The 19,253-nt window shown below is 64.7% G+C and carries 15 protein-coding genes and 1 pseudogene; 7 read left to right on the forward strand and 9 right to left on the reverse strand.

Annotation, left to right across the window (positions count from 1 at the left end):
• Window positions 1-44: 44 nt before the first annotated feature.
• Complete coding sequence (locus tag ACFWVD_RS13845) at window positions 45-287, reverse strand: hypothetical protein (protein ID WP_379242522.1); 243 nt, start codon at window positions 285-287, stop codon at window positions 45-47.
• Between the two features lie 101 nt (window positions 288-388).
• On the reverse strand, window positions 389-1,327 hold the full coding sequence (locus tag ACFWVD_RS13850) for a tyrosine-type recombinase/integrase (RefSeq protein ID WP_379242524.1): 939 nt from the start codon (window positions 1,325-1,327) through the stop codon (window positions 389-391).
• Between the two features lie 265 nt (window positions 1,328-1,592).
• On the opposite strand from ACFWVD_RS13850, the gene ACFWVD_RS13855 reads away from it, so the two are divergent.
• Both ACFWVD_RS13855 and ACFWVD_RS13860 read left to right on the forward strand, forming a co-directional pair.
• Window positions 1,593-1,880, forward strand: a complete 288-nt coding sequence (locus tag ACFWVD_RS13855; protein ID WP_379242526.1) for a hypothetical protein — start codon at window positions 1,593-1,595, stop codon at window positions 1,878-1,880.
• A 686-nt stretch (window positions 1,881-2,566) separates the two neighbouring features.
• Window positions 2,567-3,118 (forward strand): annotated as a pseudogene (locus ACFWVD_RS13860) (LGFP repeat-containing protein); the annotation flags it as partial.
• A 159-nt stretch (window positions 3,119-3,277) separates the two neighbouring features.
• Here the strand turns inward: ACFWVD_RS13860 and istB are convergent.
• Both istB and istA read right to left on the reverse strand, forming a co-directional pair.
• Entirely contained in the window at window positions 3,278-4,105 is an 828-nt protein-coding gene (gene istB / locus ACFWVD_RS13865) for an IS21-like element helper ATPase IstB (RefSeq protein WP_379242528.1), read from the reverse strand.
• 20 nt (window positions 4,106-4,125) lie between these two features.
• A complete protein-coding gene (istA, locus tag ACFWVD_RS13870; RefSeq protein ID WP_379242530.1) occupies window positions 4,126-5,643 on the reverse strand; it encodes an IS21 family transposase in 1,518 nt (505 codons plus the stop codon).
• Between the two features lie 163 nt (window positions 5,644-5,806).
• Here istA and ACFWVD_RS13875 point away from each other — a divergent pair, with 163 nt between their 5' ends.
• Together ACFWVD_RS13875 and ACFWVD_RS13880 are read left to right on the forward strand one after the other, a co-directional pair.
• Entirely contained in the window at window positions 5,807-7,177 is a 1,371-nt protein-coding gene (locus ACFWVD_RS13875) for a hypothetical protein (protein ID WP_379242532.1), read from the forward strand.
• Between the two features lie 176 nt (window positions 7,178-7,353).
• Entirely contained in the window at window positions 7,354-7,581 is a 228-nt protein-coding gene (locus ACFWVD_RS13880; protein WP_379242534.1) for a hypothetical protein, read from the forward strand.
• Window positions 7,582-7,687: 106 nt separating this feature from the next.
• On the opposite strand, the gene ACFWVD_RS13885 is transcribed toward ACFWVD_RS13880, so the two are convergent.
• On the reverse strand, window positions 7,688-10,702 hold the full coding sequence (locus ACFWVD_RS13885) for a Tn3 family transposase (RefSeq protein WP_379242536.1): 3,015 nt from the start codon (window positions 10,700-10,702) through the stop codon (window positions 7,688-7,690).
• 151 nt (window positions 10,703-10,853) lie between these two features.
• Between ACFWVD_RS13885 and ACFWVD_RS13890 the strand changes: the two genes are divergently transcribed.
• Entirely contained in the window at window positions 10,854-11,714 is an 861-nt protein-coding gene (locus ACFWVD_RS13890) for a serine hydrolase domain-containing protein (RefSeq protein ID WP_379242538.1), read from the forward strand.
• 116 nt (window positions 11,715-11,830) lie between these two features.
• Window positions 11,831-12,667, forward strand: coding sequence for an SDR family oxidoreductase (locus ACFWVD_RS13895; protein ID WP_379242540.1), 837 nt, complete (start codon window positions 11,831-11,833; stop codon window positions 12,665-12,667).
• 10 nt (window positions 12,668-12,677) lie between these two features.
• On the opposite strand, the gene ACFWVD_RS13900 is transcribed toward ACFWVD_RS13895, so the two are convergent.
• The 4 genes from ACFWVD_RS13900 to ACFWVD_RS13915 all read right to left on the reverse strand — a co-directional run bounded on the left by ACFWVD_RS13900 (window position 12,678) and on the right by ACFWVD_RS13915 (window position 18,312).
• Window positions 12,678-15,974 (reverse strand): hypothetical protein, encoded by a 3,297-nt coding sequence (locus tag ACFWVD_RS13900; RefSeq protein ID WP_379242542.1) that lies wholly within the window; start codon window positions 15,972-15,974, stop codon window positions 12,678-12,680.
• Between the two features lie 69 nt (window positions 15,975-16,043).
• Window positions 16,044-16,436, reverse strand: coding sequence for a VOC family protein (locus tag ACFWVD_RS13905; RefSeq protein WP_379242544.1), 393 nt, complete (start codon window positions 16,434-16,436; stop codon window positions 16,044-16,046).
• 128 nt (window positions 16,437-16,564) lie between these two features.
• Window positions 16,565-17,377: an ABC transporter permease gene (locus ACFWVD_RS13910; protein WP_379242546.1), complete on the reverse strand. Its 813-nt coding sequence runs from the start codon at window positions 17,375-17,377 to the stop codon at window positions 16,565-16,567.
• On the reverse strand, window positions 17,374-18,312 hold the full coding sequence (locus ACFWVD_RS13915; RefSeq protein WP_379242548.1) for an ATP-binding cassette domain-containing protein: 939 nt from the start codon (window positions 18,310-18,312) through the stop codon (window positions 17,374-17,376). Before ACFWVD_RS13915 ends, ACFWVD_RS13910 begins: the two co-directional genes overlap by 4 nt.
• A gap of 162 nt (window positions 18,313-18,474) precedes the next feature.
• On the opposite strand from ACFWVD_RS13915, the gene ACFWVD_RS13920 reads away from it, so the two are divergent.
• A complete protein-coding gene (locus ACFWVD_RS13920; RefSeq protein WP_379242550.1) occupies window positions 18,475-19,113 on the forward strand; it encodes a PadR family transcriptional regulator in 639 nt (212 codons plus the stop codon).
• Window positions 19,114-19,253: the final 140 nt, after the last annotated feature.

The following is a 19,253-nucleotide window of genomic DNA, read 5'->3' on the forward strand; positions in this document are numbered from 1 at the left end:
GCGGTACTCAGTGTCACGCTCACAACGTCCGATCTCGCCCATGTCTACGGGAAACTACACGGTCGCCGTGTCTCATCCGAGTCTGACAGATAGGGGTAGTTCATTTGGTCGTCGTAGAGGGCGTCGCAGTTCTCCTTCGGTCCCGCCGCCAGCACCAACAACACCCGAAGCGGGTCCGGTTCGGCAGCCGCGGCCGGAGCGGCCGACAATCCAGTCAGCGTCGCCGCAGCCACGGCGAGCGCACTGAATCCGACGAACAACCTGGTAATCATGAATCCCCCGATCATGTTGAGTTGCTATTGCCTCTGAGTGTACGGGTCGCCGGGCCGTGGGGATTGCAGATTCCAGCGACTTCCCGGCATGTCCTCACTCCCCGTTCAAATCGGGATCAATGGCCACGGTGTCGGCGCGCTGCCGGGTCGCTGTCGGCTTGGAACTTCCGCAGCCCCGCGTCGGACACACGCGCATACTTGGCGAGGCTACGTACCGAACTATGTCCAGACAGCTTCATCAACACCGGCGTCGACGCACCGTCCTCCGCAGCGTGAGTGAGCCGGGAATGGCGAAACTGGTGCAGCGTATACGGACCGTCGCCGAAATGCTGAGTGTGGGCTTCGAACAACTCGGCCGCGCGCCGGTAGGACAGCCTTCCCCGCCCGGTCGACAGGTCGATGTCGTTGGTCGCGACCGAGGGCCGCGCTTTGCGGTCAGTTAGGAACAGTGGTCCGGTCTTGCGGCCGGCCAGCATCCGCGGCAACAACCTCGCGGTGCCGGTCTGCCACGCGATGACCTCCCGTGCACCGCCCTTGCGGGTCACCACTGCGCACCGGTTGCTGGTATCGAGTTCGGGTAGGTCGAGCATCAGTACCTCCTCGGCCCGCGCGGAGGATTCGTAGAGCAAATGCCACAGCACCCGTTCCCGCAAGGGCGCATCCGAACCCAGGAGCTCAGCGACGCGGTCGCGGCTCAACGCTTTGCTGGTATCAGGGGGTGCCGGTCGCGCTCGCAACCGCACCAGCGGATCACCCGCCAGCCAATCCTGTTCCCGCCAGTACCTGCAAGCCGAGCCCAGCGCGGTCAACCGGATGTTGAACGTCTTCGCCGACTTGGCGCCCCACACGAACGTGAACCAGCCACTCACCCGATCCGGCTCCGAACTCAGCACCGCGACATCGGTGTCCGCGCCGAAGTCGGTGACGAGGCGATCCAGCGCGGCGGCATAAGTCGCGCGGGTGTTCAGCGCGGGAATCGTCGCCAAATAGATCCGTACAGCGTCGGCCAGCCGAACCCCGCTCGCCGAACTCGGCAACCTGTGAACCCGCCCCATTTCGACCTCCAGTCGCACTACCGCACATAGTTTCCCGAGTCGACACGGCGCGGAAGGTGCATCGCGCCAGGACGACCGAGCAGTTATCGCACATAGTATGACACTATCTGCGGTAACTCCTTAGCGCCGGATTGGGCGGATTTGTTCCTCGACCCCCGAGTATCGCGATGGCGCCAGCATCGCCGCACTGGCTCGCCGACACCAGGTAAGTCGGGCCGCAATCCGCACCGCCGTCGCTGACCTGCTGCCCGACCGGCCCGAACAGTTGTCCCGAGCTGGTGACGACGAGCCGCGCCCGATCCGGATCGAGGTGCCCGGCAAGGTTGCCCACCACCTGAACGGCCACTTAGCCAGCCTCGGCGAACCCGAGCGCCAAGCCCTACAACAGGGCCGGGAGGTGCGGCGCGGTCAAGGATATAGCCTGCACGTCACAGCGCTGCCGCCCGTTCATCAGGCGCTGCTGGACGCCGCGCAATCCCTCGGCAGAAGCGGGTCGGCCGCCGACCGCAAGGCCATGAGGATCTATCGAGGCCGACTAGCCTCGATCACCTGATCAACGGAGACCGAATTGCCGGTCCACCAGCTCTGCGAGGCCGAGTCTTTGCATGAGCTCCGCCGCGACCTGCCATACCGTCGAGGAAGGCATAATCCGCGAAGTCGGAGTCGGCACAGGGTACCGAGCTGGCCTGGATGCGCAGCCGTCCGACTACCGGCCGCTCAAGGCGCACGACACTCTGTTCTGAGCCAAATTCACGGGCCTTGCGACTGGCGCGATTCCCTTGCAGTGGACGAGAACCCGCTCGCACTGGAGCGAAAGTAACTCGCAGACTACATGTTTCGATATGACAACCTCGCAGCCACATGCTGACCTGAGTCCAGTTCGTGACCGCGCCGGTATCCGATGCGCGACGTAGCGGAGCAACATCAGGGACTCTGGGATAGCCACACTGTTACTGAATTACGTACGGGGGTAGGGAATTGTATCTTCACCATCTATTCAGATCCCATGTGCTGGGGCTGCTACGTGCGGTCATCGTCATCCTGGTAGGGGCTGTCATAGCTGCGCAGCTCGTGTCGGCGAACGCGCAGCCATCAACTTCTCCATCGCCTCCCGCTCCGGGCAAGTCCTGGAAAGCGACCGAAAACCCCAACACCACTGTTACCCCAGGCAAGATGCGTTCTGACCGAGAAGAGATCCCCGGCGGGTTCTCCAAAGCCGACGCGGACAAAGCCGAGACCATGGAGGCCGCAGCGGCGGGCAAAGCCGAAGCCCGCGCACTACTCACACCAGGATGTCAGGTCTATTGGCCATCGCCCTACGAGGTCTGCGGAGCGATCAAGGATAAATACAACTCCCTCGGCGGCCCCAACAGTTTCTTGCTATGGCCGACCACCAATGAGTTGACCCAGCCAGATGGGATAGGCCGCAGGTCGGTATTTACCAACGGCCCGATCTACTGGTCGCCAAACGGTGGCGCGCACCCGGTGGTGAACCATTTCTTCGCCGCTTGGCAACGCAACGGCTGGGAGGGCGGCGTACTGGGTTATCCAACCTCCGACGAGTTCGTGAACTCAGACGGCATCGGCCGTCGCCAGTACTTCGACGGCGGGACCATTTACTGGAAAGCGAACGAAGCGTATTACGTTACTGGCGCGATCCGCGATAAATGGGGCGAAGCTGGGTGGGAAGGTGGCTACCTCGGCTACCCGATCAGCGACGAGGCGGGCACGCCTGACGGGCTGAGTCGTTTCAATCGGTTCGAACACGGCGTGATCTACTGGACTGGAGCCTACGGCGCGCACTGTCAATGGCCATGTAGGTCTCCCCGCTCGCGGTCACGAAACATGACACATTCGCGGACACTAAAACTCCCCAGCGAGTGGGGAATTCCATTGACCGCGGTCATGAGATCTCCCCGTGAACACGACCCGGCAGGACGGGTGTTTCGCTCAGGTGAGCGCGACGACTCCGTTGCCCGAGACAGCTTCGGAAAGCCGGTGGCTGTCGCCGTCGGTGACCACGACGTGTGCGTGGTGAAGGAGACGATCAACGGTCGCCGTGGCCAAGGTCTTGGGCATGATCTCGTCGAAACCCGAAGGATGCAGGTTCGATGAAACAGCCAGGCTCTTGCGCTCGTAAGCGGCGTCGACGAGCCGATAGAAGCCCTCGGCCGCGTCCGCCGAGACCGGCAAAAGCCCGATGTCGTCAACGATCACGAGATCGGTGCGGGTCAGCCGCGCGAAGGCCTTGCTGACCGAGTCATCGACGCGGTGACGACGAACAAGCCCGCCCAGGTCTTCGATGGTGAACCACGCCACCGTCATGCCGGCATCGATCGCTGCTTGGCCCAACGCCTCGGTGAAATGACTCTTCCCAGTGCCCGAAGGCCCACAGACACAAAGGTTTTCGCGTCTGCCGATCCATTCCAACGTCCGCAACGACGACTGCGTCGGGACCGGGATCGAGGACGCGCCCTCGTTCCAGATATGGAACGTCTTCCCGGTCGGGAATTGGGCCCGTTGGCGGCGAGTCCGCAGATTCGAGGCCGCCCGCCCTGCGGCTTCTTCGGCCAACAGCACCCGCATCACTTCGGCGGGGTCCCATCGTTGGGCTTTCGCGGTAGGGATGACCTCGGTCATCGCTCGCCGAATATGGGGCAGTTTCAACGTTTTCGTCAACGCGATCGCTTCGTCGAACGCCGAGGAACCCAACGTCGCGGCGGTCGCGGTCGCGGGAGCTTTCAACCGCGCTGGCGCGGGGGCTTCAAGAGTTGTCATCAGTGTCCTCAATTCGGTGATCAACGAAGGTCGGGGTGGGTGTCATCAGCGGCGCGGCGGCCGAAGCCGGACCAGCCGCCGGTGCCTGGTTGCAGGCTGTGGTCCTCGCCCGCGCGCGAGGTTTCGGCAGGTCCGTCATTGAATTGTTGGTGGTCCATAATCGAGCGCAGGTCACCGTCGGTGAACCGGCCCGCCATGGCGGCGGTGCCCAACGCTCGATCGACCGCGGTCGTGCCGCGTAGCTTCGCCAACGCGACCGCCTCGGCCATCTTCGAGGCGATCCCGCGCGTGCCCTCAGCGGCGGCCTCTTCCAACCACGCCGCCGCGCCCGGCCCGATCTGCAGGAACGCTTCCTCAGCCGCTGTCTGCGGTTTCGGAACACGCAGCCCGCGAGGTGCGTCGGGGTAGTGCTCGTCCAAGATCACCGGATTGCCTGGTGTTGATCGCTGGTGGCGGGCGATCTGGACTGGAACACCGTCGATGATCGCGGTCACGACCAGCTGATCACCGTGCCAACGAATGAACACCTGTCGCCCCGCGTGGGAATGGGGCACCGAGTAACGGACCTGTTCGACCTGGATCGTGGAGTCTTTCGGGTGAACCTGCCGGGTCAGGCCCAGGGCCGCGGTGTAGGGGTGTTCGGGTAGCTGGTGCAGTCGGAACCGTTCCTCGCCCAGCATCTCGATCGGCGCCCGGCGGGTCTCGCGGTGAACCCGGCCGTTGACCTCGGCCATGAACTGGTCGCAGGCCTGTTCGATCTCAGCGAAAGAGTTATAGGCCGGGCGAAGGTTTGTCGCGGTCGGGACGAGGTCGCGTTTGGCGATCTTGACCGCGTTCTCCACCCCGCCCTTCGACGCTGGATCAGCGGGCATGCACGTGCGGATCACTGTTCCGTAGAACCGTCCGATCGGGACGATATCGGGATTGCGGACCGCGATTTTCGCGATATGGGTGGTGGTCACGGTCTTCTCGTTATCGGTCAAGCAATAGGTCGGGACCCCGCCGAACGCGCGAAACGTTTGGTCCAAACACGCGGCGATCGTGGGAATTGTCTTGTCCTGCACCGCGATAACGACGCGGAACCGCGACCACGACAACCACGCGCACCACAACGAGGTTCGCTGATCACCGAGTTTGGGGCCCTCACCCCAATCCCACTGCATCCATAAACCAGGTTCGGTCACCCAGGGCCGGTGGACTCGGCGGTGGCCTCCTCGGAACGACTCTTTCGCCGCGGCGACCGCGCGCCTGGTCGTGCGGGCAGTGCCGGTGAATCCCATCGCGACCAGCTTCTTGTGGACCTGGTCGGCACCGATTCGCCCGTGAGAGGCCTCGATCAGTTCCTCGACCTTGGGCATGTACGCGTCGATCAGTTTCGTGCGTGGGAGCCGGACCGCGGGATCGATCCCGGTCCCGCGCAGCTGCACGTAGCGTCGGACGGTGTGGTGATCGCAGCCGGCCAACTCGGCGGCTTTGCGGTAACTGCCCGTCAAATCGTAGGCAGCCAGAATCTCCATGATCTCCTCATTCGTCTTCACGAGCGGCCATTTTCCAAGTAGCTGGACGGCTGCTCATGACTGGGTGGGGAACTTAGATGTCCATCACCGGGGAGCTTTCATGTCCGCGATTGGGGATGCTTCGAGACCGCGATTGGGGACTATTCCATGTCCGCTGACAGCGCACCCTGTTAGCGGCGGACTGGTGGCCAAATGGCAGCAGTCGGGATTCGAACGTGGTCCTTACGGATACCCCACCGCCGATCAACAGCAAGTCGGCTCGTCGTGGCGTCAGGAATTCCAGTTCGCGACGATGGGCTACCCGACAGAGACTGCGGCTGGCGTCGTTCCAGAAGCCGGCGACGAGGAACCGGTCGTTCCGATGGGCCGTCCTACGACCTGGCAGGAGTTCGGCGACGATGCCGCGGCCGGCGCAGCAGGGAGTGCGGCCACAGGGGGCGCTGGGGCCACGTTCGTCTCGTGCGTGTCGGGACAATCGTGTCTGGTATCGGAGCCGGGCTCAACAATGCCGCCGGGTGCGGAGGACCCGACGCTGGATGGACCGGTGACGCCAGCTTCATTCATTCCGAGCGAATGTACGCTTCAGCCGTGGACCGGCACATGGCGGCTGACCCGTAAGAATGCTTGCATGGTTCTCAACGGTAGAGCTGAAGTCATCAATAAGGAGGGCGCCGTTGCTGGGGAAATTCCGTTTAATGTGAAGACGGGCATCCTGTCCTCACATCGAACTGGGGAGATGAACCAGGAGTTCAGGATTACGTTTGGAACATTTATTGGCAGCGTCGGCACTCCCACATTTAAATATCAACCGATCTATTCGGGGTTCGATCCTGGACAGTATAGTGTCGATGGCCCGTCCAGCGGTTCTTCGGTCAGCGCAGGACAGGTCAAGGTCATCGTCGTGAAGTGGAAGGAACACGACATGGCCGACTACGACGCGGTCGCACGTTCGATGTTGATAGACATATGGTTGGGAAATAATTCGCCAAATTTTACCGAGTCAACTTCTGGCAGGTTTCGAGCTGATATGTTCCGATGCGACACGACAATAAAAAATTCGCAGGGCAATTACCAGCAGGGTTGCGTTGTAGCGCCTTCGACTCCGCAGTTCAGCCTCGGTAGTAATACCGCCGAGCAGACCGGACACGTTCAAGCCGCTATCGCGTCTGGGCTTCCCGGTTCCGCCACGCCACTCCATCGCCAGGCGGATGCTGTCACCCGCGATATCAACCGCCAGACCGCATGTCCGGCCAAGGGCGCGATCCGTGACGGGCGTCGTCTCGACGGTCGATCATGCGATGAGTATCCGTTCGCATCGACCACAGAGGGGGCGGCGACCTCGGGTGGGGGCGGTCGAACTTTCAACCCCCAGTGTCATGTGCCTGATCTCGGGGCCGCCACCGGCTCAGCTGGTTTTAGCGTCTGCATGATCGACGCGCCGCAGAACTCGCTGGCGGGCAGCCTCCTGGGCGCCTTCTACGGCACGAATCGTGTCATCAACCAGGATCCGTTCCGAGTGCACGCTCAAGGAGGTTCTCTGCCACCGGCTCCGTGACGAGCTGTCTGTAAGGGCTAGAATTGTGGGCAATCGACTGGCTAGGAGTCAACGTGCAGGGGAAAGTGGTCGGCGCCACTGTGCTAGGCGCGGTGGTTGTGGGTGGCGTCGTTCTCGGCATCGTGCGTTCTGGCGAACACAGCAGCACACCCGCTATACCGACGACAGGACAGGACGTGAGCTCGGTGACTGATGCCCCGAAACCCGTTGACGATAACGAGGACGACTACGACGTCAACCTCGAGGAACCAGTGATCGAGCCGGGCAAACCCACCACCTTGGAGGAGTTCGCCCGAGACTCCCGAGAGGGAGTGACGCCCGGACACACCGAGGACGGCCCACAAGCAGTCGAAGGCCTACAAGCAAATGAGGGCCTGATCCTGCGGTCCCAGTCCAACCCCTAACAAGTGAATATCGGATGGGCCCAGACCGCGAAAGTGGTCTGGGCCCATCCGCGCTTGGTTGTGCTCCGATGTGACGGCGATGGAATGCCACGTCCACGCCGCTGCTTCAGAACAAGGTATCGCGGATCCTCAGCGGCCGGTACCCGGTCGGGCCGAGCTGCGCGAGCTCGGCGTCGATATCAACCTCGATGGCACCGAAGAAGTTGATGTTCTCGCTATGTGCCGGCGAGATGTGCGACAGCACGTCGTCGTCGATGCGGCGGCCCTCGCGGCGCATCTGGTCGACGGCGAGCCCATAATACTCTGTGGTCCACGCGATCACCGCGTTCGTGGCCAAAGTCAGGCACCACGCCTGTTCGGTCTGGGCTTCCAGGTGACGCGCCCGGAAGGCGCCTTCGTGGGCGTAGATCAGGTCACGCTTGAGCGCGTGGATCGACTCGCCCTTGTTGAGCTGGCGCGAGATCTTGCGCCGATAGTCCGGATCCGACAGGTATCGGGCCGCGTAGATCGTCCTCCGCATCGCGCCGTACTCCTTCAAAGCAGCGGCCAGCGCGTTCTGCCGGGTCGACGCGGACAACTTTCCCACCAGCAGCGACGCGGTCGCGTGCCCGAACTTCAACGACCCGGCCAGCCGTAGCAGGTCGTCGTAGTGCTCGGCGATCAAGTCCAGATTCAACTTTCGGGTCAGTAGGTGCCCCGCAGTAGGGAACCGGGCCTCGGCATCGGCACGTGAGCCCGGACGGTACAGAGTCACCCGCCCCAGATCCCGGATACGAGGAGAGAGCTGCATGCCCAGTAGATCGAACAACGCGAAGTTCACCAGCGTCACCCCGTGGGTGTCGGTGGCGTGTTCGGTGATCGGCAGATCCGTTGCGTTGCCTAGGATCTCGTCCAGCACGTAGTGCGCTTCGCGGCGAGTGGTGACGATGATCTTCGTCCCGTAGGTGGTGTGCTGATCGGTGACGTGGGTGTAGGTCGACAGGCCTTCATCGGCGAACCATTGATTCGCCACGCGAGCGGTGGTGGACTTGCCGCGCGTCGGGAACCGTTGGCCATCAGAGGAAGACAATGTGCCGGAACCGAAAGCGCTGGTCAACGACAGTCGTCGGTGGTAACCGATGATCGCCAGATTCGCCGCTCGCAGCGTCTCCTCCCGCACGTACCATTCCGCTGTCCAGGTCAGGATGTCGTAGGAGATGCCGGACGCTTCGGCCATGTTCGTCAGCCCGAGGTTGGTGGAGTAGGCCAGGAGGACAGCGATCAAGTTCCGTTTCAACTCCGGCGTGCGAGTCTGCTTACCGCCGGCGTGGGTGAAGCAGTCAAGGTAGCCGGTGCGCTTGTCCAGCTCGATCAGCAGCGACACGATCGGCGCGAACGGAAGCATCGCGGTCAGCTCTGCCTTGAGCGCTGTCGCCTCGGATGGAATGTCTTCCGCCGTCAAAGGCGAGATCACCAGGTCACCGTCTTCATCGAGGCGAACCGGGCCGTCGCCGGGCGCCAGGACCATCTCCAGCTCGCCCATCGCCTCGTGCCACTCCTCGACGATCGTTGCGAGCGCGCGGGCCGGATCATCGGATTTGTCGACCAGGCGGCAGAACTCGGCACGCTGGGGCTCCCACTGCTCGGGGGTGAGCAGATAGGCGGCCGGGTCGGCGTAGCGGCGTGACCCCGGCACGAACACGTCCCCGGTGCGAAGCCCGTCGCGCAGCCCGACAAGCACGCACAACTCCCAAAAGTGCCGGTAGGCAACGGCATTGCCCGTCTTACGGGCTTCGTCGAGATATCCGCGCCACTTCGTCGGCACGAACCCGGTCGGCGCCTCATCGAACACTTTTCGGCGGCCGGTGGCGTTCAGCTCGCGCAGCATGTCCACCGCGAGCAGCAGCTCGGTCGCTGAGGTGCCGCCAGCGAACCGCACCGCCGACAGCACCGCCGGGGTGAACCGTCGCAGATACGTGTACGACGAATCCAGGGCCGCGAGGTGCCCGTGATCGCGCGGCAGTCGCGGCCGGGCTTGCGCGATCGCGGCGCGCAGCCGCTCCCACCCGATACTCTCACCCCGGATCATGGCGCCGATGTCCTCGTCGGGGATCTGCGGGTCGGTCACGATCGTGAGCAGATCGTCTAGGAGCGCTTGCCGGTCCTCCCCGGTCTTTCCGCGTTCGGCGAGTTCTTCTTTCATCCGGTTCTCCGCGGCACTGAACTTCGCTGACAGCGCCTGATCGAACAGCGCCACCACCTCGTCGAGCACATCGACGGCTGACTGTGCCACCACCGTCAGCAAGATCGGATACCGACGCTCCGGTTCCCGACGCTCCAGCGCCTGCACGGTCAACCGCCGCCCCAGCGTGGCCAGAAACCGGCGTCGTTCGGCTGGCAACACCGACATGTCCAGGGTGTCCGCGCCCAGACCTCGCAGATACCCCAGCTTCTCCACCTCGTTGCGCACTGCGGCTGCCGACGCCTCTACCGGGCCGGTCGACAACCATCGCAGCCGCGACATCTTGATCGACGGCTCCATGACCAGCAGAGCATCCAGTTCCGCGCACCGCCGCGGCGTGAGTTCGTGCGACACCCGGTCGTAGGTTTCGCGCAGAGCCTGCTCGCGGGCGTGTACGACTCGGCGGACGACGGTGTCTGGGCTGGGACGGATCATCTTCGCCGACAGCAGATACTCACATCCCAGCCGGAACAGCAGTGTCGGTGAGTCGTGCTCCATCGCTCGTGCCAGAAGGAACTCGTCGAGTTCCTTCAGCTCCGCCGCGCTCGCCAGCCGCCACCCCAGATATTGCGCTACCAACCGTAAATGCTCGGTACGCGTCTGCGCCCGCTTGCCATACGAGCGGATCATCGACGCATCCACTTCCAACTGGTCCGCCAATCGCGCCACCGCAACCGGTGGCGCGTCGGCCACCCGATCCGGCACGAACCCCAGCCACGGCAGCGAACACAGCGCCACGGACAGTCCGAGTCGCTCCGCCGGGCCACGGCCCCGCCCCGGCGTCACGAACGCGACATCGGCCGGGGTCAGCGTGAAGAACCGGAACAATTCCTCGCGGCTGATATCGGGAAACTCCCGAAGACGCGCCAACTCCTCATCCGCGAACACCTGCGTTGCCACGAAACCTGACCTCCAGCACACCAATCGACGTCATCGGAAGCCAAGCCAAGCACCAACCGAGCCGACCCGCAGCCCGAGCTGTGACGGCACATATCTGCTGGTCAAGTCATTGTCGTTGTTTTTCGCGCGATTACTACCGGAACCCCAGCACGTGCGAGTCGGCAGCATCACCAAGACTTTCGCCGCCGCGATGGTGCTGCAACTGGTGGCCGAAGGGCGGGTCGAACTGGACCGGCCGGTCGACACGTATCTGCCCGGGCTGCTCACCGGTGACGGCGTGGACGGGAAGGTCATCACCGTCCGTCAGATCCTGAGCCACCACAGCGGACTGCCCGAACCGCAATCCGCAGAGCTCAACGAGCACACCGCAGCGCTGGAAGGCCGGACCTGGACTCCGGCCCAGGAGATCGCCCTCGCCCTGGAGTATCCCGCGCAGTTCGCCCCCGGTGCCCGATTCGAGTACACCAACACCAATTACATCGTCGTCGGCATGTTGATCGAAGCGGTCACCGGGCGTGGTTTCGCCGAGGAGCTGCGCGACCGCGTCCTGCTCCCACTCGGCCTGTCGCGCACGTATCTGCCTGCCACCGGCGAAACCGTTCTGCGCCGACCACATCCGACCGGCTACACCACCGTCGATGGCGCTGTCACCGACACCACGCGCATGGAACCGTCGTTGCCGTGGACTTCGGGCGCGTTGGTCAGCACCGGCGCGGACCTGAACCGCTTCTATCTCGCGCTGGTGGTCGGCCAGGTGGTGCCCCAACCCCAACTACGCCAGAAGCTCGACGGTGTCGACATGGGTAATGGTGACGGGATGTCCTATGGTCTCGGCGTCGGATACGCCCAACTGCCTTGTGGCGCACTGTATGTCGGGCACATCGGCGGTGTCCGCGGTTTCTCCGCCATCTCCGGTGCCACGGCAGCGGGGCGCGCGGTCACCGTGTCCTACACGGGCACACCCTCCACCGTGGATATCGGCGGCATGCTGAGCCACGCGCTGTGCGAGTGAATTGTCTCCGGTCAGGCCGGTTTAGGATGAGTTAGTTGTCCAACTAGACAGATCGGCAACGCGTCCATTACGATTCAGTTAGTCAGACAACTAACTCAGGAGTGATTGTGATCGTAGTGACCGGAGCAACCGGCAATGTCGGACGTACCCTCGTGCAGAGCCTTGCCGCAGCAGGGGAGCAGGTAACCGCGGTGTCGCGTGGCACCGCGGAACCCGCGCTGCCGGGCGGCGTGCGCCACCAGCGTGCCGACCTCACCGCGGCAGAAACTCTTGCTCCTGCCTTCGTCGGTGCGACAGCGTTGTTTCTGCACGACACCGGCATCAGCGCGCACCTGATGGACCCCCGAGCCATCCTCGCGCTCGCGAAATCCGCGGGCATACAACGGGTTGTGCGACTGTCGTCGCAGGGTGTGGCCACCCGGCCGGAGTCGGCCTCACATGGGCAGTTGGCGCATTCTTTCGAGGAAGCGGTCCGTGAGTCGGGGCTGGAATGGACCATCCTGCGGCCCGGCGGCTTCGCCTCCAACGCGTACGCCTGGGCGGAGTCGGTTCGCGACGAACGGGTTGTCGCGGCGCCGTTCGGGGACGTCGGGTTGCCGGTTGTCGATCCGTTCGATATCGCCGAGGTCGCCGCCGTGGCGCTGCGCGAAGACGGTCACGCGGGGCAGGTTTACACGTTGACCGGTCCTGCGCTGAGCACGCCGCGTCAGCGAGCCGAAGACCTCGCCGCGGCGCTGGGTGAACCGGTCCGGTTCGTGGAACAGACTCGGGCACAAGCGAAGACACAGATGCTGCACTTCATGCCAGAACCCGTCGTCGAGACCACCCTGGACATCCTCGGCAACCCGACACCCGAAGAACAGCTGATCTCGCCCGATATCGACAAGGTGTTGGGCCGTGCGCCGCACGCGTTTTCGGACTGGGCGCAGCGAAACATGTTCGCGTTCAAGTAGAAGGGGAGTCCTACTCCGGTGCGGTGAAGACGCTGTGGGCGGCGCGGCGGACATCGGGGGCGGGGTGGGTGCGCAGGGTGGTGAGCAGGGCCGTCCATTCGGGTGTCCAACCGAACTTCGCTCCGCATCGGGCGACGATGGTCAGGGCGGCCAGGGCGATGGAAGGTGTTGGGCTGCTGGTTAGTTCGGTGCTGATCGTGTGGAAGGTCGAGGGGGTGGTGGTGTCGAGTTCGGTGCCCAAGCGTTGGCCGAGGTGGTGGGCGGCGCGGGTGACCAGGGTGCCGGTGGCGTAGGTGGCGGCTTCGTCGAGGGCGGTGATGATGCTGTCGGGGTCGGTCCAGCGGCTCGCGACAACGGTGAGTTCGATGACCTGGTCGTGCCAGAGTGCGTCGTCGGACAGGGCAGCGACTACCGGCGCGGCTAGGAGGCGGGCGTCGGCGGGGTGGTTGCGGACGATGGGCACGAATCGGTCGAGCACGACGGAAAGGCGTTGGTGGGCGGGCAGATCCCGGTCCGATGCGCGGAAGTCGTCGGTGCGTAGTCGACGCACGGCCGCCACAAACGCTGTCGGGTCGCTGTCGTCTTGGACTCCGGACAGCAATGCGCTCATCGCGGACTTCCAGGTGGCGACGGTGGACAGGTCGGTGACCAGGTCGACCAATACCTCCTGGGTGTCTGGAGCCCACCAACGCCGCCATGAAGCCAACGCCGTCAACGCCAAGGCGGCCGAACGGGGATCGGGACCCGCGGCCAGGTCGCGCACGAACGTCGCGAACCGTTGACGCTGCGGGACAGGCAGCATCCCCGGTCGGATGTCGAGAATCGCGCCGGCCACAGCGGGATCGGTTGCCGCTCGACTCAGCAGTGCCCAGGTTTGTTCCTGGTCGAGCAGGAATCGGGTGGCGAACACCGCCGCTCGTCGGACATCGCGATGGGCTTCGGGGCGGGCGGCCCGTTCGGCGATGATCGGCAACGCGTCGGGGGCGCGAAGTTCCGCGAGCAGCCGGATGCCTTCCTTCACCGCGGTGATCTTGGGCGAATCGAGCAGCGGTGCAACAGCGTTGGACAGTCGATCCGGTGCGATCCACCGGGCGCAGGTGGACAGGCTGCTGACCGCGACTCGGGCGCGATCGTCGCCCACGTGCTGTGCCAGCACGGCCATCGCGCGTTCGGGTTCGTCGCTGGTGCCCAGTGCGGTGAGCGCGGCCTCGGTGACCACGAGTTCGTCGTTGTCGACGAACCGCTGCAGCCTGGCGAAACTGTCGGGCAGGCGCCCGAGTTGACGAACGGCGCGCGCCCGCTCGTGCGGGGTGGTTTTGGGGCCGCGGGCGTAGTCGTCCAGCAGGCGCGCGTACCGGTCGACGTGGTGCGGTGACCACCGGTGGAATCCGGTGAAGAACATCGGCACGAACACGACCTTCGCCGACAGGAACCGGCCCCCGGTCTTGGTGTTCAGCAGGGTGTCGAGCAGGTCGGTGCGCCGGGTGCCGATCAAGGTTTGGACCGACGACAACGTGAACAGGGAACGGTCGCGCGCGAGCAGTTCGTCCAGGTGGGCGTCGCGTGTGGTCGGCGCGGCGAGAGCGAGAGCAACGGCCGTGCGCACGGTCGAATCCGAGGACGCGCGACAGGCGCGCAGGACCAGACGTTGCAGGTCGGGCAGGTCGAACGCGCGGTGTTCCAGCCCGGCGGCCAAGCTCAGGCACAGGTCCCAGCGGTCACGATCCGCGTCGGCTCGAAGTCGGGGCAGCAGCGCCGACAGGATCTGCTGTTCGGCCCCGCGCGGCAGATTGCGGTGCAGCCCCCACAGTTTCGGGTCGATCGACAGGTCGGCCAGCAGGGTCATGATCCGCAGTGCCGCGGCGGTGAACGCAGGTTCGGCGGTGGTGCCGCCGCGCACCAGCAGGGTGCGGGCGATCGTGCTCACGGTGTTGGACGTGGTCCAGGAGCGGTCGCGGGCGTGCAGCGCGTCGGAGGCCAGTTGTTCCAGACCTGGGAGGTGGTCGGTGGTCAGCAGTGACATGGGGATGCCGGCCACCGCGCGCAGGGCGGAACCGCGGACCGGGTCCTGTTCGTTGCGCAATCTGGTCAGCAATGCCAGCAGTTCGGTGATCACCAGCGGGTCGCGGCTTCCTACCGCCGCGGTGATCAGTCGTGGATAGGCAGCGGCACGCTCGTCGGCGGTGGGACGCCGAATCGCTTCGGCCAGTATCGGTTTCGCTTCCGCCCACGGCAGGCGGGCGGTCAGGCGGTCGGCGACGTCGGGCACGTCGGCTCCACCGGGACGCGACAGCAGTGTGCGGGCGATCTGCGCGCGAGCAGGGCCCGCGATCGCGTCGAGTAGATCCAAGTCGACAGCGGCGGGCGCGAGGCCGGGGCGGGCCAGGTCGGCGCCGGCGATCGCCGCACGTCGTGACGGGGGAAGCGTGCGCAGGAAAGCGAGTTTCGTGCGCGAGGCGAGATAGAGTTCGCGCAGTTGGTCGTCGGGCAGGAATTGGAAAGCCCGTCCCAGCGTCGGGCCTGCCAGTGCGCGACCATTGCCGCTGGGGTGCAGTATCAGATGGCGCACGGCGTCGGGGTCGTGGCGAGCCAGCCGTCCTGCCACGGGATTCAGCGACGCGACCGGCACGTATTCGATCGCCGACGCGGCCAACGCGAGCAACCGGTCAGGGCTGTATTCCACCGCCGCGACGGGGTTGGCGGTCAGCCACGACCACAGTTCCGGCCACTCGGCCAGCCCTGCGCCCTGCGACCGGGCCTGCACGAAATCCATCACGACACCGATGTGCTTGCCCGACAACTTCGTCCAGTTGGACACCGCGTAGCCCAGCTCCGGCAGCCACTGCGCGACGACCGCGTCCGAACACGACGGCAGCACCCGTGCGGCCTCGACATCGCCGAACAACTCCCGCAGCACGGGTAGGAGCGCGTCGGCGATCTGCGTTCGATCCCCACGCCCCAGCGCCCGCCTGATGGTCTTCCTGGTTTGCTGCGATGCGCGGGGCAGTCGCCGCACGACCACCGCGGGATCGACCCCGAGCCGGATCAGCGAAGCCAAAGCCTGCCCTGCGATTTCCTGATCCGTCGAATCCAGTTGCGACAGCAGATAACCACGGTCCTGCCCGACGACAGCGAGATAGTGCGCGGTCCGCCGCCCCGACCGCCCTTGCTGCGCGACCTCGCCGAGCAACCGCGTCAACTCCGCGGTCCCCGCAAGCCGCCTCGCCGCCCCCGCCAGTGTCCGCATGCGCTGCGGCACCGACATTCGCGCAACGTCGTTCAGCAGTGTTGTCCCCGTACCCTTCATGCTGGCTACCGTATCGGTCAGGTCCGACAGGGTCGGCCTGGCATCGATTGCCGAGCACTGCGCAATGGTTCAGAGGTCGGTGGGTGGTGGTGCGGTCGGGCTGGAGACGTCGACGAGGTAACCGTTGGGGTCGGTGACCAGCATGCGGCGTTGGCCGTAGAACAGATCTCGGGGTGCCTCGACGATGGGGACGTCGAGGTCCTTGGCTCGGGCGTAGACGGGTTCCACATCGGCGACGACGATGGTGAGGTAGGAGCCGCCGAACGCGCCGCGGGCAGACTCGGGAACCAGTTCATGATCACGCGCGATGATGCCGATGGTTGCGTCCGATTCGGCGTCGCCGAGTTGCACGAACCAGTCGCTGTCGTAGGCGATTCGGAAACCCAGTAGGTCGACGTAGAAGTCACGCGTTGCGGGGAGGCGGTCACTGCAGATGTTCACGAAGCATCGTGAAATCGTCATATCGGCGACAGTAGCAAACGCCGAATTCCGGGGCGGTTCAATCGGACTCACCTGTTCAGTCTCCGACGGGCGGGAGACCGGCACGGGGCAGCGGCACTGACACTGTGCCAGTGCCGCTGCCCCATCGACTAGTGGCTCAGGTCGCGGAATCGACGTACTGCCAGTGGGAAGAACACCGCGATCAAAACCAGCGGCCACACCACCGCGAGGAACTCCGCGTGGGTTGCGGCCCACGAGGTGCCGTTCGTGCCGGGGTTGCCGAAGAGGGTGCGGACCGAGGTGGCTGTTGCCGACATCGGGTTCCATTCCACGATCGTGCCGAGCCAGGACGGCATCGAGTCGGGGGAGGCGATGGCGGTGGACAGGAAGCTGACCGGCCAGATCAGCATTTGCACCGCCTGCACCGATTCCGGCTTGCCGGCGACCATCGCCAGGTAGATGCCGATCCACAGCATGGCGAAGCGCAGCAGCAACAGCAGTCCCACCGCGGTCAGGAAGGAGGCGAGGCCGTCGTGCCAGCGCCAGCCCATCGCGTAACCCACCGCGATCATCACCGCCAGCCCGACAACCGATTGCAGCATGTCCGCGACGCTGCGGCCGACCAGTACGGCACCGGAGTTCATCGGCATCGACCGCAACCGATCGATGACACCTTTGCCGAGGTCCTGGGTGACCGACAGCATCGTCGCTTCGAGACCGAAGGCCATGGTCATCGTCAGCATGCCGGGCACCAGGTAGGACGTGAAGTCGCCGTCGACGCCACGTCCGCCACCGATCAGGTAGCTGAACATCAGCAGCAGCATCACCGGGAAGACCAGGCCGATCACCACCTGCGCGGGCTGGCGCACCCAATGTGCCAGTTCGCGTCTGGTCATCGTCGCCGAGTCGGTGATCGCCCAACGCAGCGTCGAACCGATGCCGTGCGTGGTGCTCACAGTCATGCCACGTTCTCCTTCGTCAGGTGCAGGAAGACCTCGTCGAGGGTCGGCTTGCGTAGTGCGATGTCCTCGGCCTCGATGCCCGCGGACTCCAAGGTCCGCACGGTTTCGGTGAGCGCCGCCATCCGGTCGGTGACCGCGACACTGATCTGGCGTCGGTCCTGATCCACCACCGCGTCGCCGGGTAGCAGTGCGGCTGTTCGGGCCAGGTGGGCGGGGTCGTGCAGGACCACGTCGATGCGGTCGCCGCCGATCTCGGATTTCAGCTGGTCCGCGGTGCCTTCGGCGATGACTTTTCCGTGGTTGATCACCGCGATCCGGTCGGCCAATTGGTCGGCCTCCTCCAGGTATTGGGTGGTCAGCAGGACGGTGGTACCGCCGCCGACCAAGGAGCGGACCGCGTTCCAGACCTCCGTGCGGCCGCGCGGGTCCAGGCCGGTGGTCGGTTCGTCCAGGAACAGAACCTGCGGCTGGGAGATGAGCGAGGCCGCGAGATCGAGACGTCGTCGCATGCCGCCGCTGTAGTTCTTGATGGCCTTCTTGCCGGTGTCGGCGAGCCCGAATCGGGTGAGGAGTTCGTCGGCTCGGGTTCGTGCTCGGCGCGCGCCGAGATGGTAGAGGCGACCGAACATCTCGAGGTTCTGTCGGCCGCTGAGTTCCTCGTCGACGGCGGCGTTCTGGCCGAGCAGGCCGATCCGTGAGCGCACCTCGTCCGCCCTGGTTCGCACGTCGATTCCGGCGACCTCGACACGCCCGGACTCCGGGCGAAGCAGGGTGGACATGATGCGCACGGCTGTGGTCTTTCCAGCACCGTTCGGGCCGAGAATTGCCTGGACGGTTCCGGCTCGGACCGTGAGATCGAGACCGTCGAGGGCCTGCTTGTCCCCGTATTTCTTGCGTAGGCCTTCGACGACGATCGCTTGATCGTGGTCATGCACGGTGTTCTCCTTCAGTCATTGATCAAACTTGACTAGAAGTCCACGGTACGAAGAATCGAGCGATTAGTCAAACTTGACTAATCACACCGACGATCCGGGGTTACGTGACTGGCTAAGCTGACCTCCGGGTTCCTAGTCAAAGTTGCCTAGAGGGAGATGTGCATGTCAGCGATCCGACTGCTGGTCCTGGGCGCGGTCCGTCAACATGGGCGGGCGCACGGTTACCAGGTGCGCAACGACCTCGAGTTCTGGGGAGCCCACGAGTGGTCCAACGCCAAACCGGGGTCGATTTATCACGCGCTCAAGCAGATGGCCAAGCAGGGACTGCTCGTCGCGCACGAGGTTGCGCCGAGCACCGTCGGCGGACCACCGCGCGTGGAGTACGAGATCACCGAAAAAGGCACCGAGGAATACTTCGCACTGCTTCGCCAGTCTCTGACCTCGTATGACCAGCAGATGGACATGCTCTCGGCCGGCATCGGGTTCATCGTCGACCTGCCACGGGACGAGGCCGTCGCGCTGCTGCGGGAGCGGATCGCGGGACTCGAGCGGTGGCGAAGCGGTGTGACCGAGTACTACACACCCGAACACGGCCCCGGACAGCTCGGGCACATCGGCGAGATCATGAATATGTGGGTGCACTCGTCCGACAGTGAGGCGGCCTGGACGAACGGACTGATCGAACGGATCGAGGGTGGTGCGTACACCTTTGCGGGAGAGGGTGAACCGTTCGTGGGGGTGCTCGCCGACGGCGATCCGAACCCGTTCACGACAGGTTCGCACCCGGGGGACCTCCAATAGCGGGGCAGCCGTTCACTAGCACAAAAGTGATCTGGACCACAAGATCCTCGAGGTCGGTTTTCGACCCTGTCAGTCCGGCCTTTGGGAGGGGGAGGTCGGGGGCAGCGGCTGGCAAGACTGGTCGTGGCCGCTGCACACCA

It is taken from the genome of Nocardia sp. NPDC058666 (assembly GCF_042714895.1).
In the GTDB taxonomy this organism is placed as follows: domain Bacteria; phylum Actinomycetota; class Actinomycetes; order Mycobacteriales; family Mycobacteriaceae; genus Nocardia.

Bases quoted from the DNA above. Each gene is read 5' to 3' on its own strand.
- ACFWVD_RS13845 (WP_379242522.1), bottom strand. From the start codon at position 287: ATGATCGGGGGATTCATGATTACCAGGTTGTTCGTCGGATTCAGTGCG.
- ACFWVD_RS13850 (WP_379242524.1), bottom strand. From the start codon at position 1,327: ATGGGGCGGGTTCACAGGTTGCCGAGTTCGGCGAGCGGGGTTCGGCTG.
- istB (WP_379242528.1), bottom strand. From the start codon at position 4,105: ATGACAACTCTTGAAGCCCCCGCGCCAGCGCGGTTGAAAGCTCCCGCG.
- ACFWVD_RS13900 (WP_379242542.1), bottom strand. From the start codon at position 15,974: ATGAAGGGTACGGGGACAACACTGCTGAACGACGTTGCGCGAATGTCG.
- ACFWVD_RS13905 (WP_379242544.1), bottom strand. From the start codon at position 16,436: ATGACGATTTCACGATGCTTCGTGAACATCTGCAGTGACCGCCTCCCC.
- ACFWVD_RS13910 (WP_379242546.1), bottom strand. From the start codon at position 17,377: ATGACTGTGAGCACCACGCACGGCATCGGTTCGACGCTGCGTTGGGCG.
- ACFWVD_RS13920 (WP_379242550.1), top strand. From the start codon at position 18,475: ATGTCAGCGATCCGACTGCTGGTCCTGGGCGCGGTCCGTCAACATGGG.